Below are 25,413 nucleotides of genomic sequence, written 5' to 3'. Positions count from 1 at the left end.
AAGCCCCGCCAAGGGCAGGGCTTTGCATTCAGATCAGGCGGAAAACCTTAGCCGCCGCAGCGTTTGGCAGCATCGTCAACCGCGGCTGTGAACCCCAGCAACGAGAACGTGTCTTCGGTCTGGGTGCCACGGCCCGAACGGCCCGTCAGCTTGGCGTCAGAACCGCGCTTCATGGCGGCGATGATCTTGCTGTCATCCTCGGTGGTTGCAGGCCAGGCCCACTCGCCCTCGGTGAACAGTTCAAACGTGGTGCCGCCAATGTTCATGTTGACGGTCGACCCAGAAGCAAAGGGGTAGCCGCCGGTAAAGGCCACCTGACCCTTGGCACCCGCGCTTGGACGGTAGAAGACCATCAACAAAGTCTGGCCTCTGCTCACAGATACAACGCGGCCATCCCGTGAGTTCACGGATTCCTTCGGTGTGGACACGCCCCAACATTCGGTCGGGTTGTCTTCGACAAATACGCTCCAGTCCGTCTCTGCCGCTACGCGGTTCGTGCTTTGCGCTTGCGCGAATACGCTGCCTGCGCTCAGGCCCGCCAACGCCGCCGCTAAACCAATCGTCCTAAAGTTCATCATCTACCTGGGCCTCCAGCCGCCATTAACCTCAACATCACTACAATCCCCCAATGGCAGCCCTTCGGGAGGCGCTCTTGTCAAAGGAACTGTATTTCTTTCGTCAACAAGCATAATAACGTCAAACAGGCGACACACGAAACCCTGATTGGCAGGAATTCGCCAACGAAAAGGACAAATCATGGCCCAAGCAGCCCCCTTTGCCGAAATCTGGCGTGGTCCGTTTCTCGAAAGCGTGCATTCGGGTCATGCGGTGGTCTGTGAAAGTAGCGGTCAGATCCTGCACGCCTGGGGGGATCCCGACACGGTGATCCTGCCTCGGTCCTCTGCCAAAATGATTCAGGCGCTGCCTCTGGTCCAGTCTGGCGCTGCGGATGCCTATGGCCTTGGCCCGCAACATCTTGCCCTTGCGTGCGCATCGCATCAGGCAGCGGATCTGCATGTGGGCATAATCTCTGACTGGCTTGATACTTTGGGACTGGACGACAACGCCTTTCGCTGCGGAGCAGCCGAACCGGGCGACGTGGCAGCGCGCAATGCACTGGCCTGCGCAGACAAGCAGCCGTGCCAAATTCACCACGAATGCTCTGGCAAGCACGCGGGCTTCCTGTCGGTCAACACACATACGGGCGGCGGTGCCGATTACGAAAAGCCGGACCACCCCGTGCAGCGCGCCTGCCTTGAGGCATTTGAACGGGTGACCGGCACCACGTCTCCGGGCTTTGGCATCGACGGCTGCTCTGTCCCGAATTTTGCGACATCCCTACATGGCATGGCCCGTGCGATGGCGCATTTTGCCGCCGCGCCTGATGGTTCGGCCGAGGCGCGGTTGCATCAAGCCATGCGTTTGCATCCCGACCTTGTCGCTGGCGAAACCCGCGCCTGCACCAACCTGATGCGTGCGACGAACGGCAAAGTCGCGCTTAAGACCGGTGCCGAAGGCTTCTTTATCGCGATCCTGCCGGATCAGAAAATCGGCGTGGCACTCAAGGCCGCCTGCGGCACCAAACGCGCCGCAGAATGTGCGATTACATCGATCCTGATCAAACTGGGTGCGCTTGACCCGAACCACCCCGAGGCTCTGAAATACCGCAACGCCCCGATTGAAAACCGTCGCGGCATCATCACCGGCATGCTCAAGCCCGCAGCGGGATTTGCCTAAAGCCGCTTCCAAATGGTGCAAAATCCCGGGGTATGGGGCAGCGCCCCATGCACCTCTCGGAATTAGCTGACGAATTCGTGTTTGGCGTACCCCTGCACGTAGAGCAGCGCCGTCAGGTCGCCAAAGTTGATACGGACATCGCATTCGGCAGCGACCGCAGGCTTGGCGTGCAACGCCACCCCCATGCCGGCGCGGGCCAGCATACCCAGATCATTGGCCCCGTCGCCGACAGCGATCACATCGGCCTCGGTCAGCCCCAGCCGCGCGGTGATCTGTTCCAGCGCATCGACTTTGGCCTGCTTGCCAAGGATCGGCACCCCCACGTCGCCGGTCAGTACCCCGTCTGAGGCCAGCAATGTATTCGCGCGGTTCTCGTCAAACCCAAGCGCTTTTGCTACGGCCGCGGTAAACGCCGTGAACCCGCCCGACACAAGCGCCGCATAGGCACCATTCGCTTTCATCGTGGCAATCAGGGTCTTGCCGCCGGGCATATGAGTGATCCGCTCTGCCAAAACGCGCGTGATAACGGCTTCATCTAGACCCTTCAGCAGGATGACGCGTTCGCGCAGCGCCTCTTCGAAATCCAGCTCGCCGTTCATGGCGCGAGCGGTGATCTCTTTTACGCGGTCGCCCACACCAGCCTCATCGGCCAATTCGTCGATGCATTCTTGCTGGATCATAGTGCTGTCCATGTCTGCCAGCAGCATCTTCTTGCGCGCCCCTTCAGACGGGGTGATCACCAAATCAACGCCCATCCCCTGACATTCGGCCCAGACATCCCAACGATTGCCGGGCATCCGCTTCATGTCAAAGCGCGCGGCTTCGTCCGGCGCCAGCCAAACGGCATCCCCGCCCCCCCATGCATTTCGAACAGCATCGACCAAAGACGCCTCAAGCTGCGGGCGTTGAGGAGAGGTTAATAGGGTCACACTATGCATGGGGTAGGTCCGTTCGCGTCAATTCAATCTGGGGCGCATCTGCGCATTGTTTTACCGAGGTTTCCACCCCTGTTTCAGGGCTCCTGCGGGGGAAGGTTGGCCAAGAGGCCGTCCGCGCCGCAGCGCGGCTCACACCCCAGCTTCATGTTACAAAATACCGAGACTGAAAAATGTCAGGTAACATTTAAGTTGCGTCGAATCGCGACTATCCCTAGGCTCATCAACCAAGGGAGACTTTTATGGACGCTTTTATTTGTGACGCACAGCGCACACCCATCGGCCGCTTCGGCGGCGCATTGTCATCGGTCCGCGCCGATGATCTGGCAGCGGCACCGATTGCCGCACTGATGGCCCGCAATCCTGATCTGGATTGGTCCAAAATTGATGACGTGATCTTTGGCTGCGCCAATCAGGCCGGCGAAGACAACCGCAACGTGGCACGTATGGCAGCACTGCTGGCGGGTTTGCCGGTCGATGTGCCTGGTGCAACGATCAACCGCCTTTGTGCCTCCGGTATGGATGCCGTCGGTGCTGCTGCCCGCGCGATCAAGGCAGGCGACATGGATCTGGCGATCGCTGGCGGTGTCGAAAGCATGACCCGCGCGCCTTTCGTGATGCCCAAGGCGGAAACTGCATTTTCGCGCAACAACGCCGTCTATGACACCACCATCGGCTGGCGCTTTGTGAACCCTAAGATGAAGGCGCAATACGGCGTCGAATCCATGCCCGAAACCGGCGACAACGTGGCAACGGATTATGACATCAGCCGCGCCGACCAGGACGCTTTTGCCAAGCGCAGCCAGGACCGTTGGGAAGCAGCGGACAAGGCGGGCGTGTTTGCCGATGAAATCACCCCCGTATCGATCCCGCAGCGCAAGGGCGACCCGATTGTCTTTGACCGCGACGAACACCCGCGGCCCGGCACCACGATCGAAGCGCTGACCAAACTGCGCCCGATCAACGGCCCCGACCTGACCGTCACTGCGGGCAATGCCTCTGGCGTGAACGACGGCGCGGCGGCGATGCTGATGGCCTCCGAAGCGGCAGCGTCGCAGCACGGGCTGACCCCGATTGCGCGCGTCGTTGGGATCTCTGCCGCCGGTGTTGAACCGCGCGTCATGGGGATCGGCCCTGTTCCTGCCAGTCAGAAAGTTCTGGCCCGCGCCGGCCTGACCATCGACCAAATGGACGTGATTGAACTGAACGAAGCATTCGCTTCGCAAGGGATCGCCACATTGCGGGCTTTGGGTGTGGCCGATGACGCCCCCCATGTGAACGCCAACGGCGGCGCGATTGCCATCGGGCACCCGCTGGGGATGTCCGGCGCGCGTCTGGTCATGACCGCAGCCCTGCAATTGAAACGCACAGGCGGCCGCTATGCGCTGTGCACCATGTGTGTCGGCGTCGGCCAAGGCGTCGCCATCATCCTAGAACGCGCTTAACGCAATTATCCCCCTGAAAGGATCTGAACAATGTATGCACAGATGATCAAATCCACCGGCCAAGGTGTCAAATCTCTGGAAGAGATGGATCCGCAGGAACGCGCCTTTCAGGAACGGATAAATGCGGGCGGTAAGATCGAGCCGAAAGACTGGATGCCGGACGGGTATCGCAAGAACCTGATCCGGCAAATCGGCCAGCACGCGCATTCGGAAATCGTGGGCCAGTTGCCAGAAGGCAACTGGATCACCCGCGCCCCGACGCTGGAACGTAAGGCGATCCTGCTCGCCAAGGTGCAAGACGAGGCAGGCCACGGTCTGTATCTCTATTGTGCCGCCGAAACACTGGGGGTCAGCCGTGACCAGCTGACCCGCGACCTGCTGTCGGGCAAGATGAAATACAGCTCTATCTTCAATTATCCGACCCTAACATGGGCCGATATGGGGGCTGTCGGCTGGCTCGTGGATGGGGCCGCGATCATGAACCAGGTGCCCCTGCAACGCACATCCTACGGCCCCTATGCCCGCGCGATGGTGCGTATCTGCAAGGAGGAATCCTTTCACCAGCGCCAAGGCTACGACATCATGATGAAGATGGCGAAGGGCACAGACGCGCAGCGCAAGATGGCGCAGGACGCGTTAAACAGGTTCTGGGGACCTGCGTTGATGATGTTCGGCCCGTCGGACGAAAATTCCGTCCATTCGGCGCAATCGATGGCCTGGAAGATCAAGATGAACTCCAACGACGAACTGCGTCAGAAGTTCGTCGATGAATGTGTCCCGCAGGCCGAATATCTGGGCCTGACCGTCCCCGACCCCGACCTGAAGTGGAACGAGGAGCGCGGGCATTATGACTTTACCCAGCCCGATTGGGACGAATTCTTTGACGTGCTCAAGGGCAACGGTCCCTGCAATACCGAACGGCTCGCGGCGCGCAACAAAGCGTGGGACGACGGCGCATGGGTACGCGACGGCCTGATGGCACATGCGGCGAAGAAACGCGCCGCGAAACTGGCAGCGGAGTAAGCAAGATGAGCAGCACAACACATGAATGGCCCCTGTTCGAGATTTTCATTCGCGGCCAGCACGGGCTCAGCCACCGGCATGTCGGCTCGCTACACGCGGCAGATGCCGAAATGGCGATCAAGAACGCTCGTGATGTTTACACCCGTCGCAACGAAGGCGTGAGCATCTGGGTCGTCGAAGCGACCCAGATCGCCGCCTCCTCCCCCGAGGAAAAAGGCCCGCTGTACGAGCCCGCCAACGACAAAGTCTATCGCCACCCCACCTTCTTTGACATTCCAGACGAAGTGGGGGCGATGTGAGCACATCCCAAACAGAGCCTAACAAAGGCGAATTGTTCGAATTTCTCTGCCGGATGGGGGACAATACCCTTGTCCTCGGACACCGCGTTTCGGAATGGTGCGGCCACGCCCCCGTGCTAGAAGAAGACATCGCGCTGGCGAATACCGCGCTGGACCTGATCGGCCAGACCACGCTGTGGCTGGATCTGGCAGGCAAGGTTGAAGACGCGGGTCGCGATGCGGATCGGCTGGCCTTTCACCGTGACGTTTGGGATTTCCGCAATCTGTTGTTGGTCGAACAACCCAACGGCGATTTCGGTCAGACGATCATGCGCCAGTTCCTGTTTGACGCATGGCACCTGTCGCAGCTGACCGCCCTGATGGAAAGCAGCGATGCACAGATCGCCGCCATCGCGGAAAAGTCGAGCAAAGAGGTGACCTACCATCTGGAGCGCGCGACAGACACGGTGATCGGCCTTGGCGACGGGACCGATGAAAGCCACCGCAGAATGCAAAATGCGCTGGACCTGTTGTGGCCCTATGTCGGGGAAATGTTCGTCGCAGATGCCGTGGACGAGGCTATGGTCGCAGCAGGCATCGCACCTGATCCTGCGTCTCTGCGCCCCGCCTATGATACTTTGGTGAATGATGTCTTCACCGCAGCCACACTGACAAAGCCCCAAGATGATTTCGGCCATCGTGGCGGCAAATCGGGTAAACGCCATTCGGAACATCTGGGGCATATGCTGACGCAAATGCAGTGGCTGCAACGCGCCTATCCGGATGCGACATGGTAGTCGAAAAGCCTTCGTTAGAGACTGTTTGGGGCTGGCTCCACGCCGTGCCGGACCCCGAGATTCCAGTAATCTCGCTTACTGATCTGGGGATCATCCGTGATGTGCAATGGCAGGATGACACGCTTGAGGTCACGGTAACGCCGACCTACTCCGGCTGCCCTGCAACGACGATCATTAACCTTGATATCGAAACGGCATTGCGCGGGCACGGGATCGAAAAACTGGCTCTAAAGCGGCAACTTTCGCCGGCTTGGACCTCTGACTGGATGACCGACGCGGGCCGCGCCAAGCTGGAAAGCTACGGCATTGCCCCGCCCCAACCCGCAGGTGGCCCCGAACGCTGCCCCCGCTGCAAATCCACACAGCTGGAAAAAATTAGCCAGTTCGGATCAACCCCCTGCAAGGCGCAATGGCGCTGCACCGACTGTCTGGAACCCTTCGATTATTTTAAGTGTATCTGACCTATGAGCCAATTTCTCCCGTTATTAGTAACTGATATTCACCGCACGATCCGCGACGCCGTGGTGTTGACCCTGCAACCCGAAGACCCAGAGGCATTCGCCTTCAAGCAGGGGCAGTATCTGACCTTCAAACAGGATTTCAACGGGACCGAGCTGCGACGCAACTATTCCATTTGCGCCGGTCTGGACGACGGTGTGCTGCAAGTGGGGATCAAGCGGGTTGATGGCGGCGCGTTCTCTAGCTTTGCGAACGAGATGTTACAGGTCGGGGATACGCTGCACGCAATGCCTCCCCAAGGCACGTTTTCAGCCGGATTAGAGCCTGATCGTGCGAAGAATTACCTTGGATTTGCCGGCGGGTCGGGGATCACGCCGGTGCTGTCGATCCTCAAGACCGTTCTGAAACGCGAGCCCAAATCAACCTTTACGCTGGTCTATGCCAACCGCGCCGTGAACACGATCATGTTCCGCGAAGAGCTGGAGGATCTTAAGAACCGCTATATGGGCCGGTTGAGCGTCATTCACATGCTGGAAAGCGGGCAGGACATCGACCTGTTCACCGGCCGCGTAGACCAGAATAAATGCGCCGAACTGTTCAAGACTTGGATCGATGTGTCGGACATGGACATGGCCTTCATCTGCGGGCCGGAGCCGATGATGCTAGCCATCGCGGATGCGCTAAAAACCCACGGGTTAGAGCCTGATCAGATTAAATTCGAGCTCTTCAGCGAAAGCCAACAGGGCCGTCTGGCGAAACAGGAGATGGCCAAGCGCAGCGAAGGTCAGGCGCAAACACAGGTGACCGTCAAAATCGACGGCGCGCAGCACAGCTTTACCATGGCCAAGGGGCAGTCGGTGCTGGATGCCGCGCTGGAAAATAACCTTGATGCGCCCTTTGCCTGCAAGGCGGGGGTCTGCTCGACCTGCATGTGCAAGGTCACCGAAGGTGAGGTCGAGATGCTGTCGAACCACGCGCTGGAAGATTACGAGGTCGAACGTGGTTACCGGCTGAGCTGCCAAAGCTATCCGCTGAGCGACACGCTTTTCATTGACTACGACCATCACTAAGGGGCCTGACATGCGCGATATCCAAAGCTTTGCCGCCGGACAATGGATCAACCCCGGTGCCGGTGCACGTAGCATCGCAAGCGCGATCACCGGCGAGATCATCGCCCAAGCAGGCAATGACGCGCTGCAGGTTCAGACGATGCTGGCCTATGCCCGTGACATCGGCGGCCCTGCCCTGCGCAGGCTGACGTTTCATGACCGCGCCAAGATGCTCAAGGCCGTCGCGCTCTACCTCAATGACCATAAACAGAGCCTATACGAGCTGTCGTTCGACACAGGTGGCACACAGGCCGATCACCTGATCGACGTGGATGGCGGGATCGGCACGATGCAGGTCTACGCCGCCAAGGGCCGTCGCGAGATGCCGGATGACCAGATCTATCTGGACGGTCCCGTGGAACAGTTGGGCCGCACCGGTCAGTTCATGGGCCGTCACATCTGCACACCGCTGCAGGGCGTCGCGGTGCATATCAACGCCTTCAACTTCCCCGTTTGGGGCATGTTGGAAAAGCTCGCCCCGACGCTGCTTGCCGGGGTGCCCGCCATCGTCAAACCCGCCACGGCCACCTGTCAGGTGACCGAGGCCTGTTTCCGCCTGATGATCCAATCCGGCATTCTGCCAGATGGCGCGATCCAGCTGGTGACGGGGGGCTTGGGCGAAATGCTGGACCACCTCGATTGTCAGGATGTGGTCAGCTTTACCGGATCAGCCGAAACGGCCTTGAAACTGCGCAGCAACCCTGTGTTGGTCGAACGCTCTGTCCGGTTCGCGTCTGAACAAGATAGCCTCAATGCCTCTGTGTTAGGGTCTGATGCGGGCCCCGGCACGCCCGAATTTGATCTGTTTGTGAAAGAGGTCCAGCGCGAGATGACGGCCAAGGCGGGGCAGAAATGCACCGCCATCCGCCGGATCATGGTACCGCAACCCCATGTGGATGCGCTGATCGCCGCGCTGTCGGACCGGTTGGCCAAAGTCACTATCGGCGATCCCCGTCTTGAAGGCACGAAAATGGGCGCGCTTGTTTCGCACTCGCAACGCCGCGACGTACTTGAGAAAGCCGCCCTCATCGGGTCAGAGGCAGAGCGTGTCTTTGGCGACCCCGATGCTTTTGCGGTCGAGGGTGCGGATGCGCAGAAAGGTGCCTTTGTCCCGCCGATGCTGTTCCACTGCGCCGATCCCGATGCCGCCACGCATGTGCACGACACCGAGGCTTTTGGCCCTGTGTCCACCATCATGCCTTACCGCGACACCGATCATGCCATCGCGCTGCTGAACAAAGGCAAAGGGTCGCTGGTCGCATCCATCATCACCCGCGACGGCGAGACCGCAGGCGACATGGTGATGGGAGCAGGCGCGTTTCACGGGCGGCTCTATTTCAACAATCGCGACTCTATGGCCGAGGCGACGGGCCATGGTGCCCCCCTGCCCCATATGGTGCACGGCGGGCCCGGACGTGCCGGCGGCGGCGAGGAGCTTGGCGGCGTGCGCGGCGTCATGCATTACATGCAGCGCACCGCCATTCAGGGCAGCCCCGACATTCTGACCGCCATCGGCAAACAATGGGTACCCGGCGCGACCGAGATTTCGGACCGCGGCCATCCGTTCACCCGCCAGTTTGGTGCGCTTGATCTGGGCGAGACGTTCAACTCGGCCAGCCGTGTCGTGTCGCTGGAAGACATCGAAACCTTTGCGCATTTCACCGGCGATACGTTCTATGCCCATATGGACGACGCCGCGGCCAAGGCAAACCCGTTCTTTCCCGGACGCGTTGCTCATGGGTACCTGCTGCTCAGCTTTGCCGCAGGGCTGTTCGTGCAGCCTGACCCCGGTCCTGTGCTGGCGAATACCGGGCTGGACAACCTGCGCTTTATGGCACCGGTGCAGGCCGGCGACAGCATCAAGGTGCGCCTAAGCGTCAAGGCAAAGACGCCTCGCAATGATGACTACGGTGAAGTACGCTGGCACGTGACCCTGACCAATCAGGATGATGCCGCCGTGGCCGAATATGAATTGCTGACGATGAATGCCTATTGACGACTTTGACCTTGCGATCGCCCCTCTGAAAGACCTTGGCGGGCAGCGCGTCTGGTCCCTGATGATCAGCCTCTTTGGCGACATGGCCAGACAAGAGGGGCAGATTATTGGCGGGCCGGTGTTGTCGGCGATCATGACGGCAATGGATGTCCGCCCCGAAGCAGCTAGGGTCGCCTTGCACCGCTTGCGCAAAGACAAATGGATCGCGTCAGAAAAGCACGGGCGGATCAGCCACCACAGCCTGACGCCCGCAGGCCGCGCGCAAAGTCAGGCGGCAAGTGGCAGGATTTATGCGACACCTGCCGAGCTGCCGGACCGCTGGCAGATGATCGTGACCGACGATGCCGATAGTGATGCACATGAGAAGGCGGGGTTCACCGCCCTGATGCCGCGCCTGTATGTCGGCAATGCGTCCCTGCCTGTGCCAATAGGGGCCGCCGCCCTGCCCGGGCAAGACGCGCCCGACTGGATGAAACGCCAGCTAGAGCCCGCATCGCTGGCCGAAAGCTATACGCAACTGTCAGACGCGCTGCACAGGGTGGCGCGCGACCTCTGTGCAGCCGAGACGTTGACCCCGCTGCAAATTGCGACCCTACGCTGCCTGATTGTGCATAATTGGCGCCGTCTTGCTCTCAAACATCCGGCGTTGCCCCGCCCTTTGATCCGCGACGATTGGGCCGGACTGACTGCGCATCAGATGGTCGCAGAGCTTTTGTCACGCTATCCGCGCCCCGATCTGCCGGAAATCGCCACCGTCTGGAAGCAGCATACAAAGCGATGCTTTCCCAAAGCGCACCAGCGGGATATAGGGAAGGCATGACAAATACAGTTTACCAAAATGACTTGCCTGACGGGCTGAACCTTGGACCGATGGTCGCGATTGATTGCGAAACCATGGGGCTCCATCCGCACCGCGATCGGCTTTGTGTCGTGCAACTCTCTGGTGGCGATGGCAACGCCCATCTGATCCAGATTGCCAAGGGCCAGACCGAGGCGCCCAATCTTTGTGCCCTGCTCGAAGATCCCCATGTGCTCAAGCTGTTCCACTATGGGCGCTTTGACATCGCGGCCATGCTGAACGCCTTTGGGGCAAAGGCCGCACCGGTCTATTGTACCAAGATCGCCAGCCGCCTTGTGCGCACCTATACCGACCGCCACGGGCTGGCCAAACTATGCCAGGAACTGCTGAGCGTCGATATCTCCAAACAGCAGCAATCCAGCGATTGGGGGGCCGAAAAACTGACCAAAGCACAGATCGACTATGCCGCGTCCGATGTGCTGCACCTTCACAAACTGCGCGACGTGCTGAACCAGATGTTGATCCGCGAAGGTCGGATCGAGCTCGCGCAAGCGTGTTTTGAATTTTTGCCAACCCGTGCCCAACTCGATTTGGACGGCTGGCCCGAAACGGATATTTTTGCACACGCATGACCACACCATTCCTAGATACCGCCCGCCGCGTCATCCGCACCGAAGCCCAAGCGCTTGAGCAGCTGGCCGACAGCCTTGATGATCGTTTTCGTCAGGCAATCGACTTGTTGGTTGCGACACGCGGGCGCGTGATTGTCACCGGCATCGGCAAGTCCGGCCATATCGCCAAAAAGATCGCAGCGACGCTGGCCAGCACCGGCACGCCCGCGCAGTTCGTCCACCCCGCCGAGGCGAGCCACGGCGATTTGGGCATGATCACCGCCGATGATGTCGTGCTTGCGATCTCGAACTCGGGCGAGGCACCTGAACTGGCCAATCTGATCGCCTATTCGCGCCGCTTTTCCATACCGTTGATCGGCATCACCAGCCGTGCGACCAGCAGCCTTGGCGCGCATTGCGACGTGGTGCTTGAACTGCCTCAGTTGCCAGAAGCCTGCGGCACCGGCGTTGTCCCGTCAACCTCGACCACGATGACGCTGGCAATGGGGGATGCCGTGGCGATTGCGCTGATGGAAAACCGCTCTTTCACCGCCGAACATTTCCGTGAATTCCACCCCGGCGGAAAACTGGGCGCACGGCTCAGCCGCGTTGCAGACCTGATGCACACAGGCGATGCGTTGCCCTTGGTGCAGGCCGATGCCCCCATGTCTGATGCGCTGATGGCGATGAGCAGCAAATCCTTTGGTGTGGTGATCGTCACCGACGCCAGCGGTGCCTTGGCAGGAATCATCACCAGCGGCGATCTGGGGCGGCATCTGGACGGGCTGATGGAAAAAACGGCGCGCGAGGTTATGACGCCAACCCCTGTGACCGTCGCCCCCGACGCGCTGGCGGAAAAGGCCGTCGGCATGATGAACGCGCGCAAGATCACGTGTTTGCTGGTACTGGACCCCGCCCAAGGGAACGTCCCCGCGGGTCTGCTGCATATCCACGACTGCCTGCGCGTCGGCCTAGGCTAAGCGGCGATGCAACGGGACCGCTATACCAGACTGATCTCTTGGCTGAAGGTGCTGTTCCCGCTTGCAGCGCTTGGCCTGCTGTCGACGCTGTTCCTGCTGTCGCGCGCAATTGATCCCGGGCAGGCGATCCCCTTTGCTGAAAAGGATGTGCAGGACCGCCTGCGCGACCAGCAAATCACCGGACCCTTCTTTACCGGTGCGACAGCAGAAGGTGACGAGCTGTCATTCTATGCTGATGTGCTGACCCGTCCGGACGGGCAGACCGGCATGAACCACGCTGAAAACCTGCGCGCGACCATAAAGACCCCCGAAGGATCGACCTTTCGCCTGCAATCGGACCTGGCCGATTTCGACATCGCCAAAGATGTGGCCGACCTGCTGGGCGGGGTGGTGCTGACGACCTCTACGGGGTACCGGCTGCAAAGTGACAAGATCACATCGGACCTGTCCGGCCTGAACATCAAATCGCCGGGCACAGTCTATGGCACAGCCCCGGGTGGCACCCTAGAGGCCGGTGCCATGTCGATCACACAAACAGACGACGAAGCCTCGCCCCAATTGGTTTTCACAAATCGAGTGAAGCTGATATACAAACCGAAACCCAAATCAGAGTGACGCGCGTGAAACACCTATTAATGTCTGTTTTCCTGCTTTTTTCTGCGATGCCAATCGCCGCACAGGGGACCAATGTGGCCTTTGGGACGATCCGTCAGGATACGGGCCTCCCCGTCGAGGTGACCGCTGATAACCTGTCTGTCGATCAGGGCGATGGGACGGCTGTTTTCACCGGAAATGTGCTGATCGGTCAGGGCGAGATGCGCTTGTCCGCCGCACGGGTTCTGGTTGTATATCGGGCCGAAGCCGAAGGCATCGCCCGTTTGGAAGCGACCGGCGGTGTGACCCTTGTGTCAGGCAAAGACGCCGCCGAATCAGAGCGGGCGGATTATGATATCGACACCGGCACGATCGTCATGTCGGGCAATGTGTTGCTAACCCAAGGGCGCAACGCGCTCAGTTCTGAAACCATGAGCGTCAAATTATCCGAGGGCACCGCGCAAATGTCCGGCGGCGTGAAAACCATTCTACAAACGGGCAGCAATAACTGATGTCTGCCCCCAATTTAACGGTTACGGATGGCGCAAGCGGTCTGCGCATTGAACATCTGCGTAAATCATACCGCAAGAAAACCGTGATCCGCGACTTCTCGATGGAGCTGAACCGCGGCGAAGTCGTCGCCCTGCTCGGGCCGAACGGGTCCGGTAAAACCACTACCTTCTATGCGGTGGCTGGTCTCGTCATGCCCGAAGGTGGCACCGTCACCATAGATGGCAAGAACGTCACCACCCTCCCGATGTATCGCCGCGCACAGCTGGGCATCGGCTATCTGCCCCAAGAGATGAGCATCTTTCGCGGGCTAAGCGTGCAGGACAATATCTCGGCCATCCTGGACATCTCGATCTCTGATGCGCGCGGGCGGCGTGAACGGCTCGAGGCATTGCTGTCGGAGTTTTCCATTGAACACCTGCGCCGCGCGCCTGCTTTGGCGCTGTCGGGCGGGGAACGGCGCAGGGTCGAAATTGCCCGCTGTCTGGCCGCAGACCCCAAATACCTACTGCTTGATGAACCCTTTGCCGGGGTCGATCCGATTTCTGTGGATGACATCCGGCATCTAGTCGCCGACCTGAAAAAACGCGGTATCGGCGTGCTGATCACGGACCATAACGTTCGGGAAACATTGGATATTGTGGATCGCGCCTACATTTTGCACGAAGGCACGGTATTGATGTCTGGCACCCCCGAAGAGGTCGTACAGAACGAAAATGTACGCCGCGTCTACCTTGGCGATAACTTCCGCATTTCTTGATCAACTATAGAAATATTGCGCTAGTTTCCGCACAGATTTAAGCCGGATTCATTTGACAACGCGGCCCATTCGGGCGCTCAATGGTCCCATGGCGAGACTGCGTATCATGTTCGTGCTGCATCCCCCCCTTCCCGAAGGGGCAATGTTTCACACGCTGGTCGCATCGTCATTCACCCGCATCTGACCCCGCCTTTACCGCACTTAGTGCGGCCAATGGTGTTGTCCGGATCATTAGAGTAAGGAGATTTTATGCGGTACCAAATCAGTGGCAAACAAATCGACATCGGCGAAGCCCTGCAAACGCATGTGAAAACGGAATTGGGCGAAGCTGTCCAGAAGTATGCTGAACGTCCGACGGACGCGAATGTCATCTTTTCAAAATCCGGTCACGAATTTGTCTGCGAAGCGACGGTGCACCTATCGACTGGCCTTACGGCGTCAGCGAAAGCACATGCTACTGATATCTATGGATCTTTCGATTCATGCGCAGCGAAGATGGAAAAGCAACTGCGCCGTTACAAGCGTCGGTTGAAGGATCACCATCGCGAGCGTGCGCAACCGGTTGAACTTTTCGGTGCGTCCTCTTATATCCTCGCTTCAGAAAGCGATTCAGACGCGCAGGAACCCGAAACCCTCCAACCCATGATCATTGCGGAAATGCAGACCAAGATTGCGACCTTGTCTGTCGGTGAAGCTGTGATGCAGATGGAAATTTCGGGTACACCTGTCGTGGTCTTTCGCAAAGACGGCAAAGAAGGCGTGAATGTTGTCTACCGCCGCGAGGATGGCAACATCGGCTGGATTGATCCGTCGTAACAGAAACCGGACCCGTAAGCGGCCGAGAACAGAGCGAGCAGAATGAATTTTGCGAAACTCCTAAAACCGGGGGCTGTCAAAGTCCTCACATCGGCCTCAAGCAAGAAACGCCTGCTCCACGATATCGGGGAGCTGGCGCATAATGCGTACGGGTTGAAGGCCACTGCGGTGGTCGATGCCTTAATGACGCGTGAATCTCTTGGGCCAACAGGTGTGGGCCAAGGGGTTGCGCTGCCCCACGCGCGTCTTGAAGGACTGGAAGACGTGTTGGGAGCCTTTGTGCTTCTCGACAAACCGATCGATTTCAACGCGGTTGACCGCCAGCCGGTTGATATTGCTTTTGCGCTGTTCGCCCCCGAAAGTGCCGGCGTCGAACACCTCAAGGCGCTCGCGCTGGTGTCGCGCACCCTGCGCAATGCTTCTGTCTGCGCCAAGCTGCGGGCCAATCCGGATCCTGCCACGTTGTATGCGATCCTGACCGAAGCACAGGCAACTCAGGCCGCCTAAGCGGCCCTACCCCCAGCTATCAAAACCGAAGATCATATAGTCCCGCTGATACGCGTCGGACGTAAGCTTCTCGATCTCGGCGTCGTAGATGTCGGCCAGCACATAGGGTTGGGTCACCGGGCGCGACATCATCGTGGCCGGGGGCTGAACGCCAACGCTTTGCGCCAGCGCCGACAGCTCTGCTGCCAACTCGTCTTCGCGGATGATCCGGTCGGGCAAGGCAAACTCTCCGAAACCCTGCACCGCTTGCGCTTGGGTACACCACGCCTGATCCACTCTGATCGCCGTCTGCCCGTTCAGGTTCCCCTTGAGAAAGGTCAGAAAGGCCTTGAACGCGGCGCGATGTGCATCGGCGTCATAGTTATTGTCCGGCTCGCCCTGCGGCAGCGGCATCTTATAGCGTTTGATCAGCGTTGCGCGCAGCTGAGCATAGCTGCCTTTGCCCGTGGTCAGGATATGCCGGCAAAAAGCGTCATGGGCGCGGTCTATGGGGTGCCGGAGCACGGTAAAGCTGCGGTGACCGGGATGCTTGCGCTTCCACTGGCGCAATTGCTTTTGGTTGAGCTTGGTTTGCAAAGCGCCCCGCCCGACACCGTCCAGCGCCGCCATCCAATCCAGCACCTGCGGTTCGGGCCCGCTGCGCAGTGGCAGATACAGCAGCGGAGCGTTGGCCGCGACAACATAGGACGGCACCACCGGCCCGCGTCGGGGTTCAAAATTCGGCGTTCGGGTCAGGTCGAAACGATCCATCCGGCCAAGCGCGTCCAGCATCTCATCATAGTTGCTGACCTTGGCCGAGATCGGTTCGGGGTTCTGCTTTTTCAGGCTCTTGTCCAGTGCGTCGAGCTGATGATCAACCCCCAGATACCGCGCCAAACCGTTCATCACCTCGACACTTTGCAGGTCTTCGTACGCCACATAAAACGCCGTCTGCCCCAGCTTTTGAAGCCGGTTCAACAGCGTCAACTGGAACTCTTGCAGCGCCTCAAGATGGTCAGAGAACTCTGCCTCGTCGAACACCGCTTGCGCCTTTTTATGCGCCTTGACGTCAGTCAGCTTCCATTGCCCTGTGCTGCGCGCGATCTTCCAGCTGACATAGCTTTCTACCGGATTCCGCGTCAGAATGATCTTGGCGCAGGTGTCATCTTCCAACAGCGGGGCCAGCACGCGGGGGTCGTGGTTGTGAAAATAGCGAAATCCGCCGATGCCCTTGGTCTTGTCACGTATCGCGGCCAGCAACTCGGCCGGATCATCGTCCCGCGTTTCCTGATCCACGCCTAAAATCTCTGCGCTTTTGGGGTAGCCGATGAAATGCGGGTTGAACGCCTCGCCGTGGCAGGTGATCCCGTCAAAGGCGTTCAGGTTGCTTTCCAGAAAATTGGAGCCTGTGCGCATCTCGGCAAAGACGACGAAGCTTTTAAATTTCAATGTCATATTTTATTGCACCAAATAGGGTTTGCGCGGCGGTTTCTGGGGGGCCGACAGGCCAGGTTCTACGGGAAAATCGCCCATCAGATAGGGGTGCATCCCCTGGTTCTTGAGGTTTTGCAGGAATTGCCCAAAGCCAGTCAGGTCCGCCATCTTCGGCACCTCGGATAAACGGCCCGTTTTGACCTGTCCGATCTCGTCGAGAATGCTTTGCAACGGCTCCATCGGGGCTTCGATGAATTCCGCCATCGTCCAGATGCGCACCCGCGCTTTGGCATAATGCGACCGCAGGATCGCCATATGCTCGCTTTCGATCTTTTGCAGCGCAGCGGCGGTACGGCGGATCTCGGCAAAATCTTTATTCGACCGGAACAGCGGCACCGCCCACGCGCCGGTGATCACCGACACCTGTGCATTCGGGTCTTTGGCGATCTCCCAGCAGATGTCCTGATTGTCCTGCGGACCGAACTGAAAGCACTGACGTTCGCCACGGGTGTTCCAGATCAGATTGGTCAGAAACGCCTTGGGGTCATAATTGCGGATCTTGGCGCTATTGCTCAGCGCGCCATTGATCGCATTCTGCCCATCGGCAAAATGCACGCGGTCCGGTGCAAACAGATGGCCGTGGACCCGCGCGCCGGTGGATTTTGCCAGCCAAGGCTCAAAATTCTCGAACAGCGCGGCAAAGCCTTGAAAGACCGAATAGGGCGCGGCGGTAACACCATTTTCCCAGCCTTCGTTCGGAAACCGGCTTTGCATATACAGCCCTGCGCGTCCACGCGTGCGGCGTTCAACGGCTTTGGCAAAGACGCGGTCGATCTTGCCCGGGTTCGGCTCTGTCCGTTTCATCGCACCCGCCTCATCGGTCAGGAACGCGTCATAAAGGCGGCCCGCCTTGGGCCAGATCTTGCGTGCGACGAAACAATCGGACCGCCGTAAAAGCTGCAGGTGATCATCGTAGAAAATATGTGGTTTGCCCTGGAAATCGAACTTGGACAGTGTCAGTGACCGGCTTTCGATCTGGATGGAATAGAGCCGCGCGAGCGTCTGGAAATAGCTTTCATCCGGTATCCAGACATGGCGGAAATAGGCATCGTATGCGGCGCGTTTCGGATCTTGCAGGATCGCCGACAGGGTTTGCCGCGTCAGACACCACCATTGCGACCCCATATGCGGCACAAGGCCCTTGGGGATGCGCCGCTTGAGCCCGACGAAGCGTTGAACAGCTACCGCCTTGTCGAACAGATACCGGTGTCGCTTCCACGAAAAGGGGAAACGCATGGTAAAACGTTCGACATCCAGCCCCCCAACTGTCCAAGGGACATCTGCTGTTGTCGCGCTTTCGATGAAGTCGGTACGCGGACGGGCGGCAAGATAATCGATCAGCTCTTTCACCGGACGCAGTGGCAGGCATGAACCAGACGCCAAATAGACATGGCGCACGTCTGCAAAGCTGTCCAACATCATCTCGGACGCGGTCTGAGACGCGGCAACCAGCCCCCACGTTCCCCATTCGCAGCGATAGCGCTTGCTGAACATCAGATGAGGGACATCAGACAGCGCCTGCACAAAATCGTCATGGGTCTTTTCCGGTACGGATTTGTCGACGTGGATCACCACCGTACAGCCCGCCGCAGCCCAATGCCGTGCCACCTGTTCGGCGCGGTCTAGGGCGGTATGGACCAGCATGACCAGTCCGACGCTCATGCCCAGTTGCCCTTGGACATCAGGCCCAGAATCTCGAGCTGGCGCCAGTTGATATATTTCTCGGACCACTTACCCCAAAGCTGCGGGTTCTGGTCAGGGTTGTTGGCATAGGTCTTGTATTCGATGGACTTGGCGTAGTGCTGGCCACGCTCAAGCTCTTCTGCGGCCTTGGCCCCGAAGGTATCAAGGAATTTAGCATGCAGCAAAACGCCCGAGGCTTTCTCTCCACCCCATTCGTCATAAACCCGATTCAGCCCGCGCGGTAGAAGCGTATGGGTCGAACTAACATAGGCATAGCGACGGTCCCATTTAACCAAAGGCACCTTATTGAGCGCAGGTGCCTTGGCAGGCTTATGTTTAAAGAACACCCGCGCACGCGGCCCGCCCTGTATCCAGAGGTTGCCGTATTTTTCATTACGCGAAATCGCGTAGTTGCCGCTGTCGAACCACGCGGCGATCTCCATCGGGTTTTGACCAGCCTGATAGGGTTCATCCTCCAGCCTCCCCTTGGGGTAGACATCCAGTAGCATCGCACCAAAGCTGCGGATCTCGCAGTTATCCAGCCAATCGGTCAGCGCCTGAACCGGTCGCGTGTCACAGAACGGATACACAAAGAATTCATCCGGATCGACCACCAGCACCCAGTGGCCGTGCGCGTATTTGCGTTTAAGATAGTTCATCCAGTCGATACCGAAACCGGACCGGCGATAGCTGGCGTCGGTATGCCAGACGGACACATCTTTCATCCCGCGCAGGTAATCTGCGCTGCCATCGTCGGACCCGTTATCGACAAAAAGGAAGTGGTTGATCCCGAGCGCGCGATAATACTCTAGAAAGTAGGGCAGCCGGATTTTTTCGTTCCGCATTGTGCAGACAAGCAAGACATCGTTAGGACGGATCGCGCGGGTATTGTCCTGAACATTTTTCAGCTCGGACGACTTGCGTAGGGCCCGGATCAACCTCCGCTTGCGCCGCACGCGCATCTTGTAAGAATCCCAAAGGCTCACGTCTTCTCCATACCCTGCTCAGAACGCCCCGCCCGAGCGTCGCCTTTATTGCATCAGGTTTGAGGACAATATGTCATGGGCCGTCTTTATAAACAACGTAATTTGAAACAGTTACACGCTGCGCTGGTGGAATAGCAGCCGGTACGGCCATCAACCCCAAGGGCTGCGCATCAAGCAGCAGGCTTCTAGATCCGCCGGTCCGGTATAGCGCTGCGCGCCAGCGCGCCACAGATCGGGGGCATCGGCGATCTGGTCATAGTAGCCGTCAAACTGCTCAGGTGTGTGAAAATGCTGCCCACGCGCCTTTTCCTGAAGGGATTTTGCAACGATCTCTGGCAGGAACTTACTGTGTAGCAGCACCCCTGACGGGGTCTCCGCTCCCGGCCCATCATAGAGGTCGTTCAACGCCGGTGGCAGCAAAGAGTGGGTTGAATTGACGTAGACATAGCGCCGGTTCCAGCGCACCAGCGGTATCTTGTTCAGCGTTGGCGATTGCGAAGGCTTATCAGCAAAGAACATGCGTTCACGCGCCCCGCCCTGCACCCACAGGTTGTTCAGCGGCCACTGACGTACAGCGCGGTATGGTCCGGCGTCAAACCAGTTCAATATGCGCGACGGATCATCTCCCGGCACATAGGCCTGTGCGCCCAAGGGCCCTTTTGGGAACATATCCAGCATCAGCGTGCCGAATCCGACGCGGCCTACCCTCTCAAGCTGCCCTGCGAGCGCGGGCAGTTTCCCCTTCTCCATCTGGTCATAGACCAGCAGTTCGTCGGCATCGACGGTCAGGCACCAGCGCCCGTGCCCATGCCGCCACAGCAGCCAGTTGAGCCAATCCAAGCCGAACCGCGACCCGCGATAGCTGGCCGAGGTTTGCCACAGGGTCACATCGGGCTGCGCCGCCAGCAGGTCGGCGCTGCCATCATCGCTGCCGTTGTCGACAATTAGAAAATGGGCAACGCCAAGGTCGCGGTAGTGCTGCAGAAAATACGGAAGCCGCGCGGCCTCGTTACGCAGCACGACAAAGGCGAGCACCCCGTCAGGCGGGATTGCCCCTTGCCCCGACGAGGCCCCGAGCTGATGCCGCGACCGCAACCCACGCCACAGTAGCCGCCGCCGTTTCAACCGCATCCGGTAGGCGCCCCACAGGCGGGCCCATCGGGACGCAGGACCAGCGGCGCTATCCGTCATGCGCTATAGTCGCCGGTTTGGTGCCATCTCCATGCGTCTGCAATCATCTGCGGCAGGGTCGATCGTTTGGGCCGCCAGCCCAGCTCCGTCTCAGCGCGGACCGAGCCCGAGACCAACTTGGTGCAATCACCCGGTCGCCGGTCGCCTTCGGTCATCGGCACGGCACGGCTGGTCACCTCACGGCTTTGTTCAACAACCTCGCGCACGGAAAACCCCGTGCCGGTGCCCAAATTGAACACGCGGCTGCCCTTATCCTCAAGCAGCCAGTTCAGCCCCAACATATGGGCGTCGACCAGATCGCAGACATGCACATAGTCGCGGATGCAGGTGCCATCCGGCGTATCGTAATCGGTGCCAAAGATCGTCAGCGCATCCCGTTTGCCGTCGATGGCATCCAGCATCAGCGGGATCAAATGCGTCTCGGGGCGGTGGAGTTCGCCCACTTCGCCCTCGGGGTCGGCACCGGCCACGTTGAAATAGCGAAAGATCACGCTTTGCAACCCATAGGCGGCCTCGAAATCGCGCAGGATATCTTCGATTGCGCGCTTGGAGGCCCCGTAGGCATTAATCGGATGTTGCGCGCTGTTTTCGTCCAACACGACATTATCCTGATCGCCATAGGTCGCGCAGGTGGATGAAAAGACAAACTGTTTGCAGCCCGCCGCGACCGTCGCCTCGATCAGGTTCAGCGACCCTTCGACGTTATTGCGCCAATAGGTGCCGGGTTGTTTCATGCTATCGCCCACTTGGCTAAGCGCGGCGAAATGCATGACGGCGACCGGTTGGTACCGTTCAAACACGGCATCAATCTCGGCCCGGTTCAGCAGATCACCCTGCACGAACGGGCCGAATTTTACCGCGTCACGCCAGCCGGTGACCAGATTGTCAAAAGTGACAGGCGTATGGCCTGCAGCGGCCAGCGCCTTGCACGCATGCGAACCGATGTACCCCGCGCCGCCGGTGACCAAGATATTCGCCATACGCCCGTCCTTTGTGTCCAGCGCTTATTGCGCCGCAGTTTCGCCCTGCATGATGTCTTGCAGATAGGCGCGCAAATCATCGCGCAGTTCCTCGCGGGCCAGCCCGAAGGAGACCGTCGCCTGCAGGAAACCGGATTTGGAGCCGCAGTCGAAACGCTGGCCCTTGAAACGGTAGCCATAGACATCATTGCCTTGGGTCAGTTCTGCCGCGATGGCATCTGTCAGCTGGATTTCCCCGCCCGAGCCGGACTTCAGCTGGTTCAGGTTCTTCAGCACGTTTGGCGACAGGATATAACGACCGATCACGGCAAGGTTCGACGGTGCGTCTTCGGCTTTAGGCTTTTCGACCATGCCTTTGACCTTGACCAACGCCCCATCGGATTGACCGTCATCAATGTCCAACATACCGTAAGAAGAGGACTTTTCAGGGTTCACCTCCATCGCCGCAACCATGTTGCCGCCGGTTTCATTGTAGGCTTCGATCATCTGTTGCAGGCAGGGCTTGTCAGCTGCGATCACGTCGTCGGGCAGCATCACCGCAAAGGGTTCGTTGCCGATCAGACGACGGGCGCACCATACCGCGTGGCCCAGACCAAGTGCTTTGTGCTGGCGGATATAGGCGATGGCACCACTATCCATATTGGTGTCCTTAAGGATCTCCAACAGCTCCGTTTTGCCCTTGGAGCGCAGTTCCTGTTCCAGCACGGGAGAGTGGTCAAAGTAGTCTTCCAGCGCACCCTTGCCGCGGGATGTGACAAAGATGAATTCCTTGATTCCGGCCGCGCGAGCTTCGTCGATGGCGTATTGCACCAGCGGGCGATCGACCAGGGTCATGATCTCTTTGGGAACAGATTTCGTCGCGGGCAAAAACCGCGTTCCCAAACCAGCCACCGGAAAAATCGCTTTTGTTACTTTCTTAGCCATGTGAAATCGCTGCCCTTATAAATATACGTGCGGATAACTGAAGTTAGTGCTCAGTGAATTGCAAACCATCATGCTGCCAGTCCTAAATAAGACCAGCGCCCGAATTGTGGCGGCTTCTTGCTGATTTTGCGGCACAAAACCCCCCTTGCGTCACAGCCTGCGCAATTTTGCGCCTTATCCGCCGTTTTCTGAAAATAAATGAAAACCTCTGCAGGCTGCGGGCCTATTCGTTGCAGATTGCCCGCCCAAACGCAATCTCGGCGAGAGCGATTGGGCAGCGCGGTCAGTCCTGCCCCATCTCGGCCATCATTGCTTCGATCTTGGGCACATCTTCGGGGTTGTTCAGTTCCCAGAACTGGCGGCCCTTGGCCTCGACCTCTACACAAAGCACCTTATGGCCGTTTTCCATGAACCGCAGCTGTTCAAGCCCTTCGAGCTGTTCAAGCGGGCCCACGTTCCACGACGAGTAGGACGCCAACGCATCGGGGCGATAGGCATAGACGCCTACGTGGTGAAAGACCGGTGTCGCGTCCGCATCGTCATAGGTTTTCGATGTGAACGGCACGACTTCCTTAGAGAAGTACATCGCCGCATGATCAGCCGCGAACACGGCAGTGGTGCCCCCCACGCGACCGGCCTTGCGATCAGCCAGCAGCCCGTTCAACGCGGCACCATCGCAGCGCAACACAGGTGTCGCAATCCCTGCGTTAGGGTCGTTTCGCAGACCCTGCACAAGGCTTTCGACAAACCAATGCGGCGTGAGCGGTGCGTCGCCTTGCAGGTTCACGACGATGTCGTACCCGCCGCCCAGAACCGTATGGGCTTCGGCGCAACGTTCTGTGCCGTTGGCGCAATCGACTGACGTCATCACGACCTCGGCCCCGAAGGCTTCGGCGGCGTCCTTGATGCGGTCGTCATCGGTGGCCACGACCACCTTGTCGACGCCCTGGACCTCGCTGGCTGCACGCCAGCTGCGCTCGATCAGGCTGCGCGTATCGCCGCCCGCCCCCGTCAGCATCGCCAGCGGTTTAGCGGGATAGCGCGTAGAGGCATACCGCGCAGGAATAACAATTAGGACAGACATCAGGAGGCTTTCAAATCAACGCCCGGCGCATGGGCGATAAAGAAAGGGTTGGCAAAATCGGCTTTGCCGTAGGTGAGCGGGGTCAGATCGTCAAAACGCACAACCGCGCCCCCAGCACCGGTCAGAACGGCATGGCCCGCAGCCGTGTCCCATTCCATCGTCCGGCCAACGCGCGGGTAAAGGTCCGCTTCGCCGGTCGCGATCAAGCAGAATTTCAGCGACGAGCCCGCGCTTTTCATATCGCGCACATTGTATTTGGCGATGTAATCATCGGTCGCCTGATCGCGGTGTGACTTTGACGCCACCACCATCAGAGCCGTATTATCTGGTTTAGAGACTGATATCGGCTGCACCGGTCCTATGCTATCCTTGGGGAAATCACCGGTTTCCTCGACGGAGCTGCCGTCGGCCAGCGTAAAGAACATCCGCGATCGGGCCGGTGCATAGACGACACCGCGCGTCGGCACGCCGCCTTCGACCAATGCGATATTCACGGTAAAATCGCCACGGCGGTTGATGAATTCCTTGGTGCCGTCCAGCGGATCCACAATAAGAAAAGTATCGCCCGACGCCGAATGGGTGGCGGATTGCTCTTCGGTTACAAGCATCACATCAGGGAAAGCGGCGCGCAGCCCGTCCGAGATGATCTGGTCCGCGGCTTCGTCAGCGATGGTCACGGGGCTTTCGTCAGATTTGGTTTTGACCTCGAAATCATCCGAGCCGTAAATCTCCATGATCTTGTCGCCTGCTTCGATCGACAAACGGCGCATCACCGTTACCAGCTGTTCATAATCCATAATGTCGCGACCTTTTCAGTTTCGTTGATTACTTTGCGCAAACCCCTTATGATTGCGCCTTGACGGAACAGCAAGAATTCCGTGCGAGGGTACGTCACAAAGAGGCTACAACAATGTTTCAACCACGGCGCACCAACAGGGGCAATATAGGCTCGGCAGTCAACTTTTTCGAACTCGTCTACCATTCGATCGTCCGCTCTGTGCGCAAGCAGCACAACAATGCGTTTGCAGCCATCGCCATCAACATTATGCAAACGGTCATTTTCGTGGGCGTGTTCTATGTGATGTTTTCGGTCCTCGGTATGCGCGGATCTGCCATTCGGGGTGATTTCGTGATCTATATCATGACGGGTATTTTCCTGTTCATGATGCACACCAAGACGGTATCAGCCGTGGCCGGTTCCGAAGGGCCCGCCAGCGCCATGATGAAACATGCGCCGATGACCACGATGATTTCCCTGGCAGCTGCCGCACTTGGGTCGCTTTACATCCAGATGCTGTCGCTGATCCTGATCATGTCGATCTACCATTTGGCGTTCAACCCGATCGTGATTTACGACACCGCTGGCGTGTTTTTCATGATGCTGATCGCGTGGTTCACCGGGGTTGCTGTCGGCATGGTGTTGCTGGCCATCAAACCGTGGGCACCCTCTTTTACGCAGATCTTTACGACGATCTACCAGCGGGCGAATATGATTGCTTCAGGCAAGATGTTTCTGGCCAATTCGCTGCCGTCCTTCATGCTGGCCATGTTTGACTGGAACCCCCTGTTCCACGCCATTGATCAGGCCCGCGGGTATGCATTTATCAACTACAACCCGCGCTATAGTAACTGGGAATATGCCGTTTGGGTCGGGGTGGTGCTGATGGTGATCGGGCTGATGGGCGAATTCTATACGCGCAAACATGCCTCTGCCAGCTGGAGCGCGCGACGCTGAT

Annotated in this window: 27 protein-coding genes; 17 read left to right on the top strand and 10 right to left on the bottom strand. The window is 58.9% G+C overall.

The features are described 5' to 3' along the window. Positions 1-47: 47 nt before the first annotated feature. A complete protein-coding gene (locus GLP52_RS12760) occupies positions 48-578 on the bottom strand; it encodes an invasion associated locus B family protein (protein ID WP_093732084.1) in 531 nt (176 codons plus the stop codon). A 178-nt stretch (positions 579-756) separates the two neighbouring features. On the opposite strand from GLP52_RS12760, the gene GLP52_RS12755 reads away from it, so the two are divergent. Then, positions 757-1,737 carry an asparaginase gene (locus tag GLP52_RS12755; protein ID WP_237272584.1) on the top strand — a complete coding sequence of 327 codons (981 nt, stop codon included), beginning with the start codon at positions 757-759 and terminating at the stop codon, positions 1,735-1,737. 62 nt (positions 1,738-1,799) lie between these two features. Here GLP52_RS12755 and serB read toward each other — a convergent pair whose 3' ends face one another. After that, the gene (gene serB, locus GLP52_RS12750; protein WP_237272583.1) at positions 1,800-2,675 is read right to left on the bottom strand and encodes a phosphoserine phosphatase SerB; all 876 of its coding nucleotides are present in this window, start codon (positions 2,673-2,675) and stop codon (positions 1,800-1,802) included. 239 nt (positions 2,676-2,914) lie between these two features. Between serB and pcaF the strand changes: the two genes are divergently transcribed. From pcaF to GLP52_RS12675, 15 genes are all read left to right on the top strand, one after another. Next, on the top strand, positions 2,915-4,117 hold the full coding sequence (pcaF, locus tag GLP52_RS12745) for a 3-oxoadipyl-CoA thiolase (RefSeq protein WP_237272582.1): 1,203 nt from the start codon (positions 2,915-2,917) through the stop codon (positions 4,115-4,117). A gap of 30 nt (positions 4,118-4,147) precedes the next feature. Next, positions 4,148-5,140 carry a 1,2-phenylacetyl-CoA epoxidase subunit PaaA gene (gene paaA, locus GLP52_RS12740; protein ID WP_237272581.1) on the top strand — a complete coding sequence of 331 codons (993 nt, stop codon included), beginning with the start codon at positions 4,148-4,150 and terminating at the stop codon, positions 5,138-5,140. A gap of 5 nt (positions 5,141-5,145) precedes the next feature. Then, positions 5,146-5,439 (top strand): 1,2-phenylacetyl-CoA epoxidase subunit PaaB, encoded by a 294-nt coding sequence (gene paaB, locus GLP52_RS12735; protein ID WP_093732089.1) that lies wholly within the window; start codon positions 5,146-5,148, stop codon positions 5,437-5,439. 53 nt (positions 5,440-5,492) lie between these two features. Next, positions 5,493-6,215: a 1,2-phenylacetyl-CoA epoxidase subunit PaaC gene (gene paaC / locus GLP52_RS12730; RefSeq protein ID WP_237272697.1), complete on the top strand. Its 723-nt coding sequence runs from the start codon at positions 5,493-5,495 to the stop codon at positions 6,213-6,215. Further along, a complete protein-coding gene (gene paaD, locus GLP52_RS12725) occupies positions 6,209-6,676 on the top strand; it encodes a 1,2-phenylacetyl-CoA epoxidase subunit PaaD (protein ID WP_093732091.1) in 468 nt (155 codons plus the stop codon). The genes paaC and paaD overlap by 7 nt, the downstream gene beginning before the upstream one ends. Before the next feature lie 3 nt (positions 6,677-6,679). Next, positions 6,680-7,744, top strand: a complete 1,065-nt coding sequence (locus GLP52_RS12720) for a 2Fe-2S iron-sulfur cluster-binding protein (RefSeq protein ID WP_093732092.1) — start codon at positions 6,680-6,682, stop codon at positions 7,742-7,744. A 10-nt stretch (positions 7,745-7,754) separates the two neighbouring features. Beyond that, the gene (gene paaZ / locus GLP52_RS12715) at positions 7,755-9,779 is read left to right on the top strand and encodes a phenylacetic acid degradation bifunctional protein PaaZ (RefSeq protein ID WP_237272580.1); all 2,025 of its coding nucleotides are present in this window, start codon (positions 7,755-7,757) and stop codon (positions 9,777-9,779) included. Further along, positions 9,769-10,599 (top strand): PaaX family transcriptional regulator C-terminal domain-containing protein, encoded by an 831-nt coding sequence (locus GLP52_RS12710; protein WP_237273564.1) that lies wholly within the window; start codon positions 9,769-9,771, stop codon positions 10,597-10,599. Before paaZ ends, GLP52_RS12710 begins: the two co-directional genes overlap by 11 nt. Next, entirely contained in the window at positions 10,596-11,210 is a 615-nt protein-coding gene (locus GLP52_RS12705) for a ribonuclease D (protein WP_093732095.1), read from the top strand. Before GLP52_RS12710 ends, GLP52_RS12705 begins: the two co-directional genes overlap by 4 nt. After that, positions 11,207-12,169 carry a KpsF/GutQ family sugar-phosphate isomerase gene (locus tag GLP52_RS12700; RefSeq protein WP_237272579.1) on the top strand — a complete coding sequence of 321 codons (963 nt, stop codon included), beginning with the start codon at positions 11,207-11,209 and terminating at the stop codon, positions 12,167-12,169. Before GLP52_RS12705 ends, GLP52_RS12700 begins: the two co-directional genes overlap by 4 nt. A gap of 6 nt (positions 12,170-12,175) precedes the next feature. Beyond that, positions 12,176-12,784, top strand: coding sequence for a hypothetical protein (locus GLP52_RS12695; protein ID WP_093732097.1), 609 nt, complete (start codon positions 12,176-12,178; stop codon positions 12,782-12,784). After that, entirely contained in the window at positions 12,781-13,275 is a 495-nt protein-coding gene (locus GLP52_RS12690; protein ID WP_093732098.1) for an LptA/OstA family protein, read from the top strand. The genes GLP52_RS12695 and GLP52_RS12690 overlap by 4 nt, the downstream gene beginning before the upstream one ends. Beyond that, positions 13,275-14,033 carry an LPS export ABC transporter ATP-binding protein gene (gene lptB, locus GLP52_RS12685; protein WP_093732099.1) on the top strand — a complete coding sequence of 253 codons (759 nt, stop codon included), beginning with the start codon at positions 13,275-13,277 and terminating at the stop codon, positions 14,031-14,033. Before GLP52_RS12690 ends, lptB begins: the two co-directional genes overlap by 1 nt. A 249-nt stretch (positions 14,034-14,282) precedes the next feature. Further along, positions 14,283-14,849 carry a ribosome hibernation-promoting factor, HPF/YfiA family gene (gene hpf / locus GLP52_RS12680; protein WP_093732100.1) on the top strand — a complete coding sequence of 189 codons (567 nt, stop codon included), beginning with the start codon at positions 14,283-14,285 and terminating at the stop codon, positions 14,847-14,849. 42 nt (positions 14,850-14,891) lie between these two features. After that, positions 14,892-15,356: a PTS sugar transporter subunit IIA gene (locus GLP52_RS12675; protein ID WP_093732101.1), complete on the top strand. Its 465-nt coding sequence runs from the start codon at positions 14,892-14,894 to the stop codon at positions 15,354-15,356. Between the two features lie 6 nt (positions 15,357-15,362). On the opposite strand, the gene GLP52_RS12670 is transcribed toward GLP52_RS12675, so the two are convergent. The 8 genes from GLP52_RS12670 to cysQ all read right to left on the bottom strand — a co-directional run bounded on the left by GLP52_RS12670 (position 15,363) and on the right by cysQ (position 24,474). Further along, the gene (locus tag GLP52_RS12670) at positions 15,363-16,790 is read right to left on the bottom strand and encodes a nodulation protein NodH (RefSeq protein ID WP_237272578.1); all 1,428 of its coding nucleotides are present in this window, start codon (positions 16,788-16,790) and stop codon (positions 15,363-15,365) included. Between the two features lie 3 nt (positions 16,791-16,793). After that, on the bottom strand, positions 16,794-18,491 hold the full coding sequence (locus GLP52_RS12665) for a DUF5927 domain-containing protein (RefSeq protein WP_093732103.1): 1,698 nt from the start codon (positions 18,489-18,491) through the stop codon (positions 16,794-16,796). Then, entirely contained in the window at positions 18,488-19,474 is a 987-nt protein-coding gene (locus GLP52_RS12660; protein ID WP_093732104.1) for a glycosyltransferase family 2 protein, read from the bottom strand. Before GLP52_RS12660 ends, GLP52_RS12665 begins: the two co-directional genes overlap by 4 nt. A 174-nt stretch (positions 19,475-19,648) precedes the next feature. Next, on the bottom strand, positions 19,649-20,689 hold the full coding sequence (locus GLP52_RS12655; RefSeq protein ID WP_237272577.1) for a glycosyltransferase family 2 protein: 1,041 nt from the start codon (positions 20,687-20,689) through the stop codon (positions 19,649-19,651). Further along, positions 20,686-21,669 carry a UDP-glucose 4-epimerase GalE gene (gene galE, locus GLP52_RS12650; RefSeq protein WP_237272576.1) on the bottom strand — a complete coding sequence of 328 codons (984 nt, stop codon included), beginning with the start codon at positions 21,667-21,669 and terminating at the stop codon, positions 20,686-20,688. The genes GLP52_RS12655 and galE overlap by 4 nt, the downstream gene beginning before the upstream one ends. A 24-nt stretch (positions 21,670-21,693) precedes the next feature. After that, positions 21,694-22,593, bottom strand: coding sequence for a UTP--glucose-1-phosphate uridylyltransferase GalU (gene galU, locus GLP52_RS12645; RefSeq protein ID WP_138924725.1), 900 nt, complete (start codon positions 22,591-22,593; stop codon positions 21,694-21,696). A gap of 283 nt (positions 22,594-22,876) precedes the next feature. After that, entirely contained in the window at positions 22,877-23,677 is an 801-nt protein-coding gene (locus tag GLP52_RS12640) for a 3-deoxy-manno-octulosonate cytidylyltransferase (RefSeq protein ID WP_237272575.1), read from the bottom strand. Beyond that, complete coding sequence (gene cysQ, locus GLP52_RS12635) at positions 23,677-24,474, bottom strand: 3'(2'),5'-bisphosphate nucleotidase CysQ (RefSeq protein WP_093732109.1); 798 nt, start codon at positions 24,472-24,474, stop codon at positions 23,677-23,679. The genes GLP52_RS12640 and cysQ overlap by 1 nt, the downstream gene beginning before the upstream one ends. Positions 24,475-24,587: 113 nt before the next feature. On the opposite strand from cysQ, the gene GLP52_RS12630 reads away from it, so the two are divergent. Further along, a complete protein-coding gene (locus GLP52_RS12630) occupies positions 24,588-25,412 on the top strand; it encodes an ABC transporter permease (RefSeq protein ID WP_093732110.1) in 825 nt (274 codons plus the stop codon). Position 25,413 lies beyond the last annotated feature (1 nt).

This window comes from Sulfitobacter sp. M22 (assembly GCF_021736025.1).
Lineage (GTDB): Bacteria > Pseudomonadota > Alphaproteobacteria > Rhodobacterales > Rhodobacteraceae > Sulfitobacter > Sulfitobacter litoralis.
Note: the sequence above shows the minus strand (reverse complement) of the source record. Positions and strands in the feature narration are given on the sequence as shown.

Bases quoted from the DNA above. Each gene is read 5' to 3' on its own strand.
- GLP52_RS12640 (WP_237272575.1), bottom strand. From the start codon at position 23,677: ATGTCTGTCCTAATTGTTATTCCTGCGCGGTATGCCTCTACGCGCTAT.
- paaC (WP_237272697.1), top strand. From the start codon at position 5,493: ATGGGGGACAATACCCTTGTCCTCGGACACCGCGTTTCGGAATGGTGC.
- GLP52_RS12670 (WP_237272578.1), bottom strand. From the start codon at position 16,790: ATGACATTGAAATTTAAAAGCTTCGTCGTCTTTGCCGAGATGCGCACA.
- paaZ (WP_237272580.1), top strand. From the start codon at position 7,755: ATGCGCGATATCCAAAGCTTTGCCGCCGGACAATGGATCAACCCCGGT.
- hpf (WP_093732100.1), top strand. From the start codon at position 14,283: ATGCGGTACCAAATCAGTGGCAAACAAATCGACATCGGCGAAGCCCTG.
- GLP52_RS12705 (WP_093732095.1), top strand. From the start codon at position 10,596: ATGACAAATACAGTTTACCAAAATGACTTGCCTGACGGGCTGAACCTT.
- paaD (WP_093732091.1), top strand. From the start codon at position 6,209: ATGGTAGTCGAAAAGCCTTCGTTAGAGACTGTTTGGGGCTGGCTCCAC.
- lptB (WP_093732099.1), top strand. From the start codon at position 13,275: ATGTCTGCCCCCAATTTAACGGTTACGGATGGCGCAAGCGGTCTGCGC.
- GLP52_RS12695 (WP_093732097.1), top strand. From the start codon at position 12,176: ATGCAACGGGACCGCTATACCAGACTGATCTCTTGGCTGAAGGTGCTG.
- galU (WP_138924725.1), bottom strand. From the start codon at position 22,593: ATGGCTAAGAAAGTAACAAAAGCGATTTTTCCGGTGGCTGGTTTGGGA.
- serB (WP_237272583.1), bottom strand. From the start codon at position 2,675: ATGCATAGTGTGACCCTATTAACCTCTCCTCAACGCCCGCAGCTTGAG.
- paaB (WP_093732089.1), top strand. From the start codon at position 5,146: ATGAGCAGCACAACACATGAATGGCCCCTGTTCGAGATTTTCATTCGC.
- GLP52_RS12755 (WP_237272584.1), top strand. From the start codon at position 757: ATGGCCCAAGCAGCCCCCTTTGCCGAAATCTGGCGTGGTCCGTTTCTC.
- GLP52_RS12760 (WP_093732084.1), bottom strand. From the start codon at position 578: ATGATGAACTTTAGGACGATTGGTTTAGCGGCGGCGTTGGCGGGCCTG.
- GLP52_RS12675 (WP_093732101.1), top strand. From the start codon at position 14,892: ATGAATTTTGCGAAACTCCTAAAACCGGGGGCTGTCAAAGTCCTCACA.
- GLP52_RS12655 (WP_237272577.1), bottom strand. From the start codon at position 20,689: ATGACGGATAGCGCCGCTGGTCCTGCGTCCCGATGGGCCCGCCTGTGG.
- GLP52_RS12720 (WP_093732092.1), top strand. From the start codon at position 6,680: ATGAGCCAATTTCTCCCGTTATTAGTAACTGATATTCACCGCACGATC.
- GLP52_RS12700 (WP_237272579.1), top strand. From the start codon at position 11,207: ATGACCACACCATTCCTAGATACCGCCCGCCGCGTCATCCGCACCGAA.
- paaA (WP_237272581.1), top strand. From the start codon at position 4,148: ATGTATGCACAGATGATCAAATCCACCGGCCAAGGTGTCAAATCTCTG.
- GLP52_RS12665 (WP_093732103.1), bottom strand. From the start codon at position 18,491: ATGAGCGTCGGACTGGTCATGCTGGTCCATACCGCCCTAGACCGCGCC.
- GLP52_RS12630 (WP_093732110.1), top strand. From the start codon at position 24,588: ATGTTTCAACCACGGCGCACCAACAGGGGCAATATAGGCTCGGCAGTC.
- GLP52_RS12710 (WP_237273564.1), top strand. From the start codon at position 9,769: ATGCCTATTGACGACTTTGACCTTGCGATCGCCCCTCTGAAAGACCTT.
- cysQ (WP_093732109.1), bottom strand. From the start codon at position 24,474: ATGGATTATGAACAGCTGGTAACGGTGATGCGCCGTTTGTCGATCGAA.
- pcaF (WP_237272582.1), top strand. From the start codon at position 2,915: ATGGACGCTTTTATTTGTGACGCACAGCGCACACCCATCGGCCGCTTC.
- GLP52_RS12660 (WP_093732104.1), bottom strand. From the start codon at position 19,474: ATGCGCGTGCGGCGCAAGCGGAGGTTGATCCGGGCCCTACGCAAGTCG.
- galE (WP_237272576.1), bottom strand. From the start codon at position 21,669: ATGGCGAATATCTTGGTCACCGGCGGCGCGGGGTACATCGGTTCGCAT.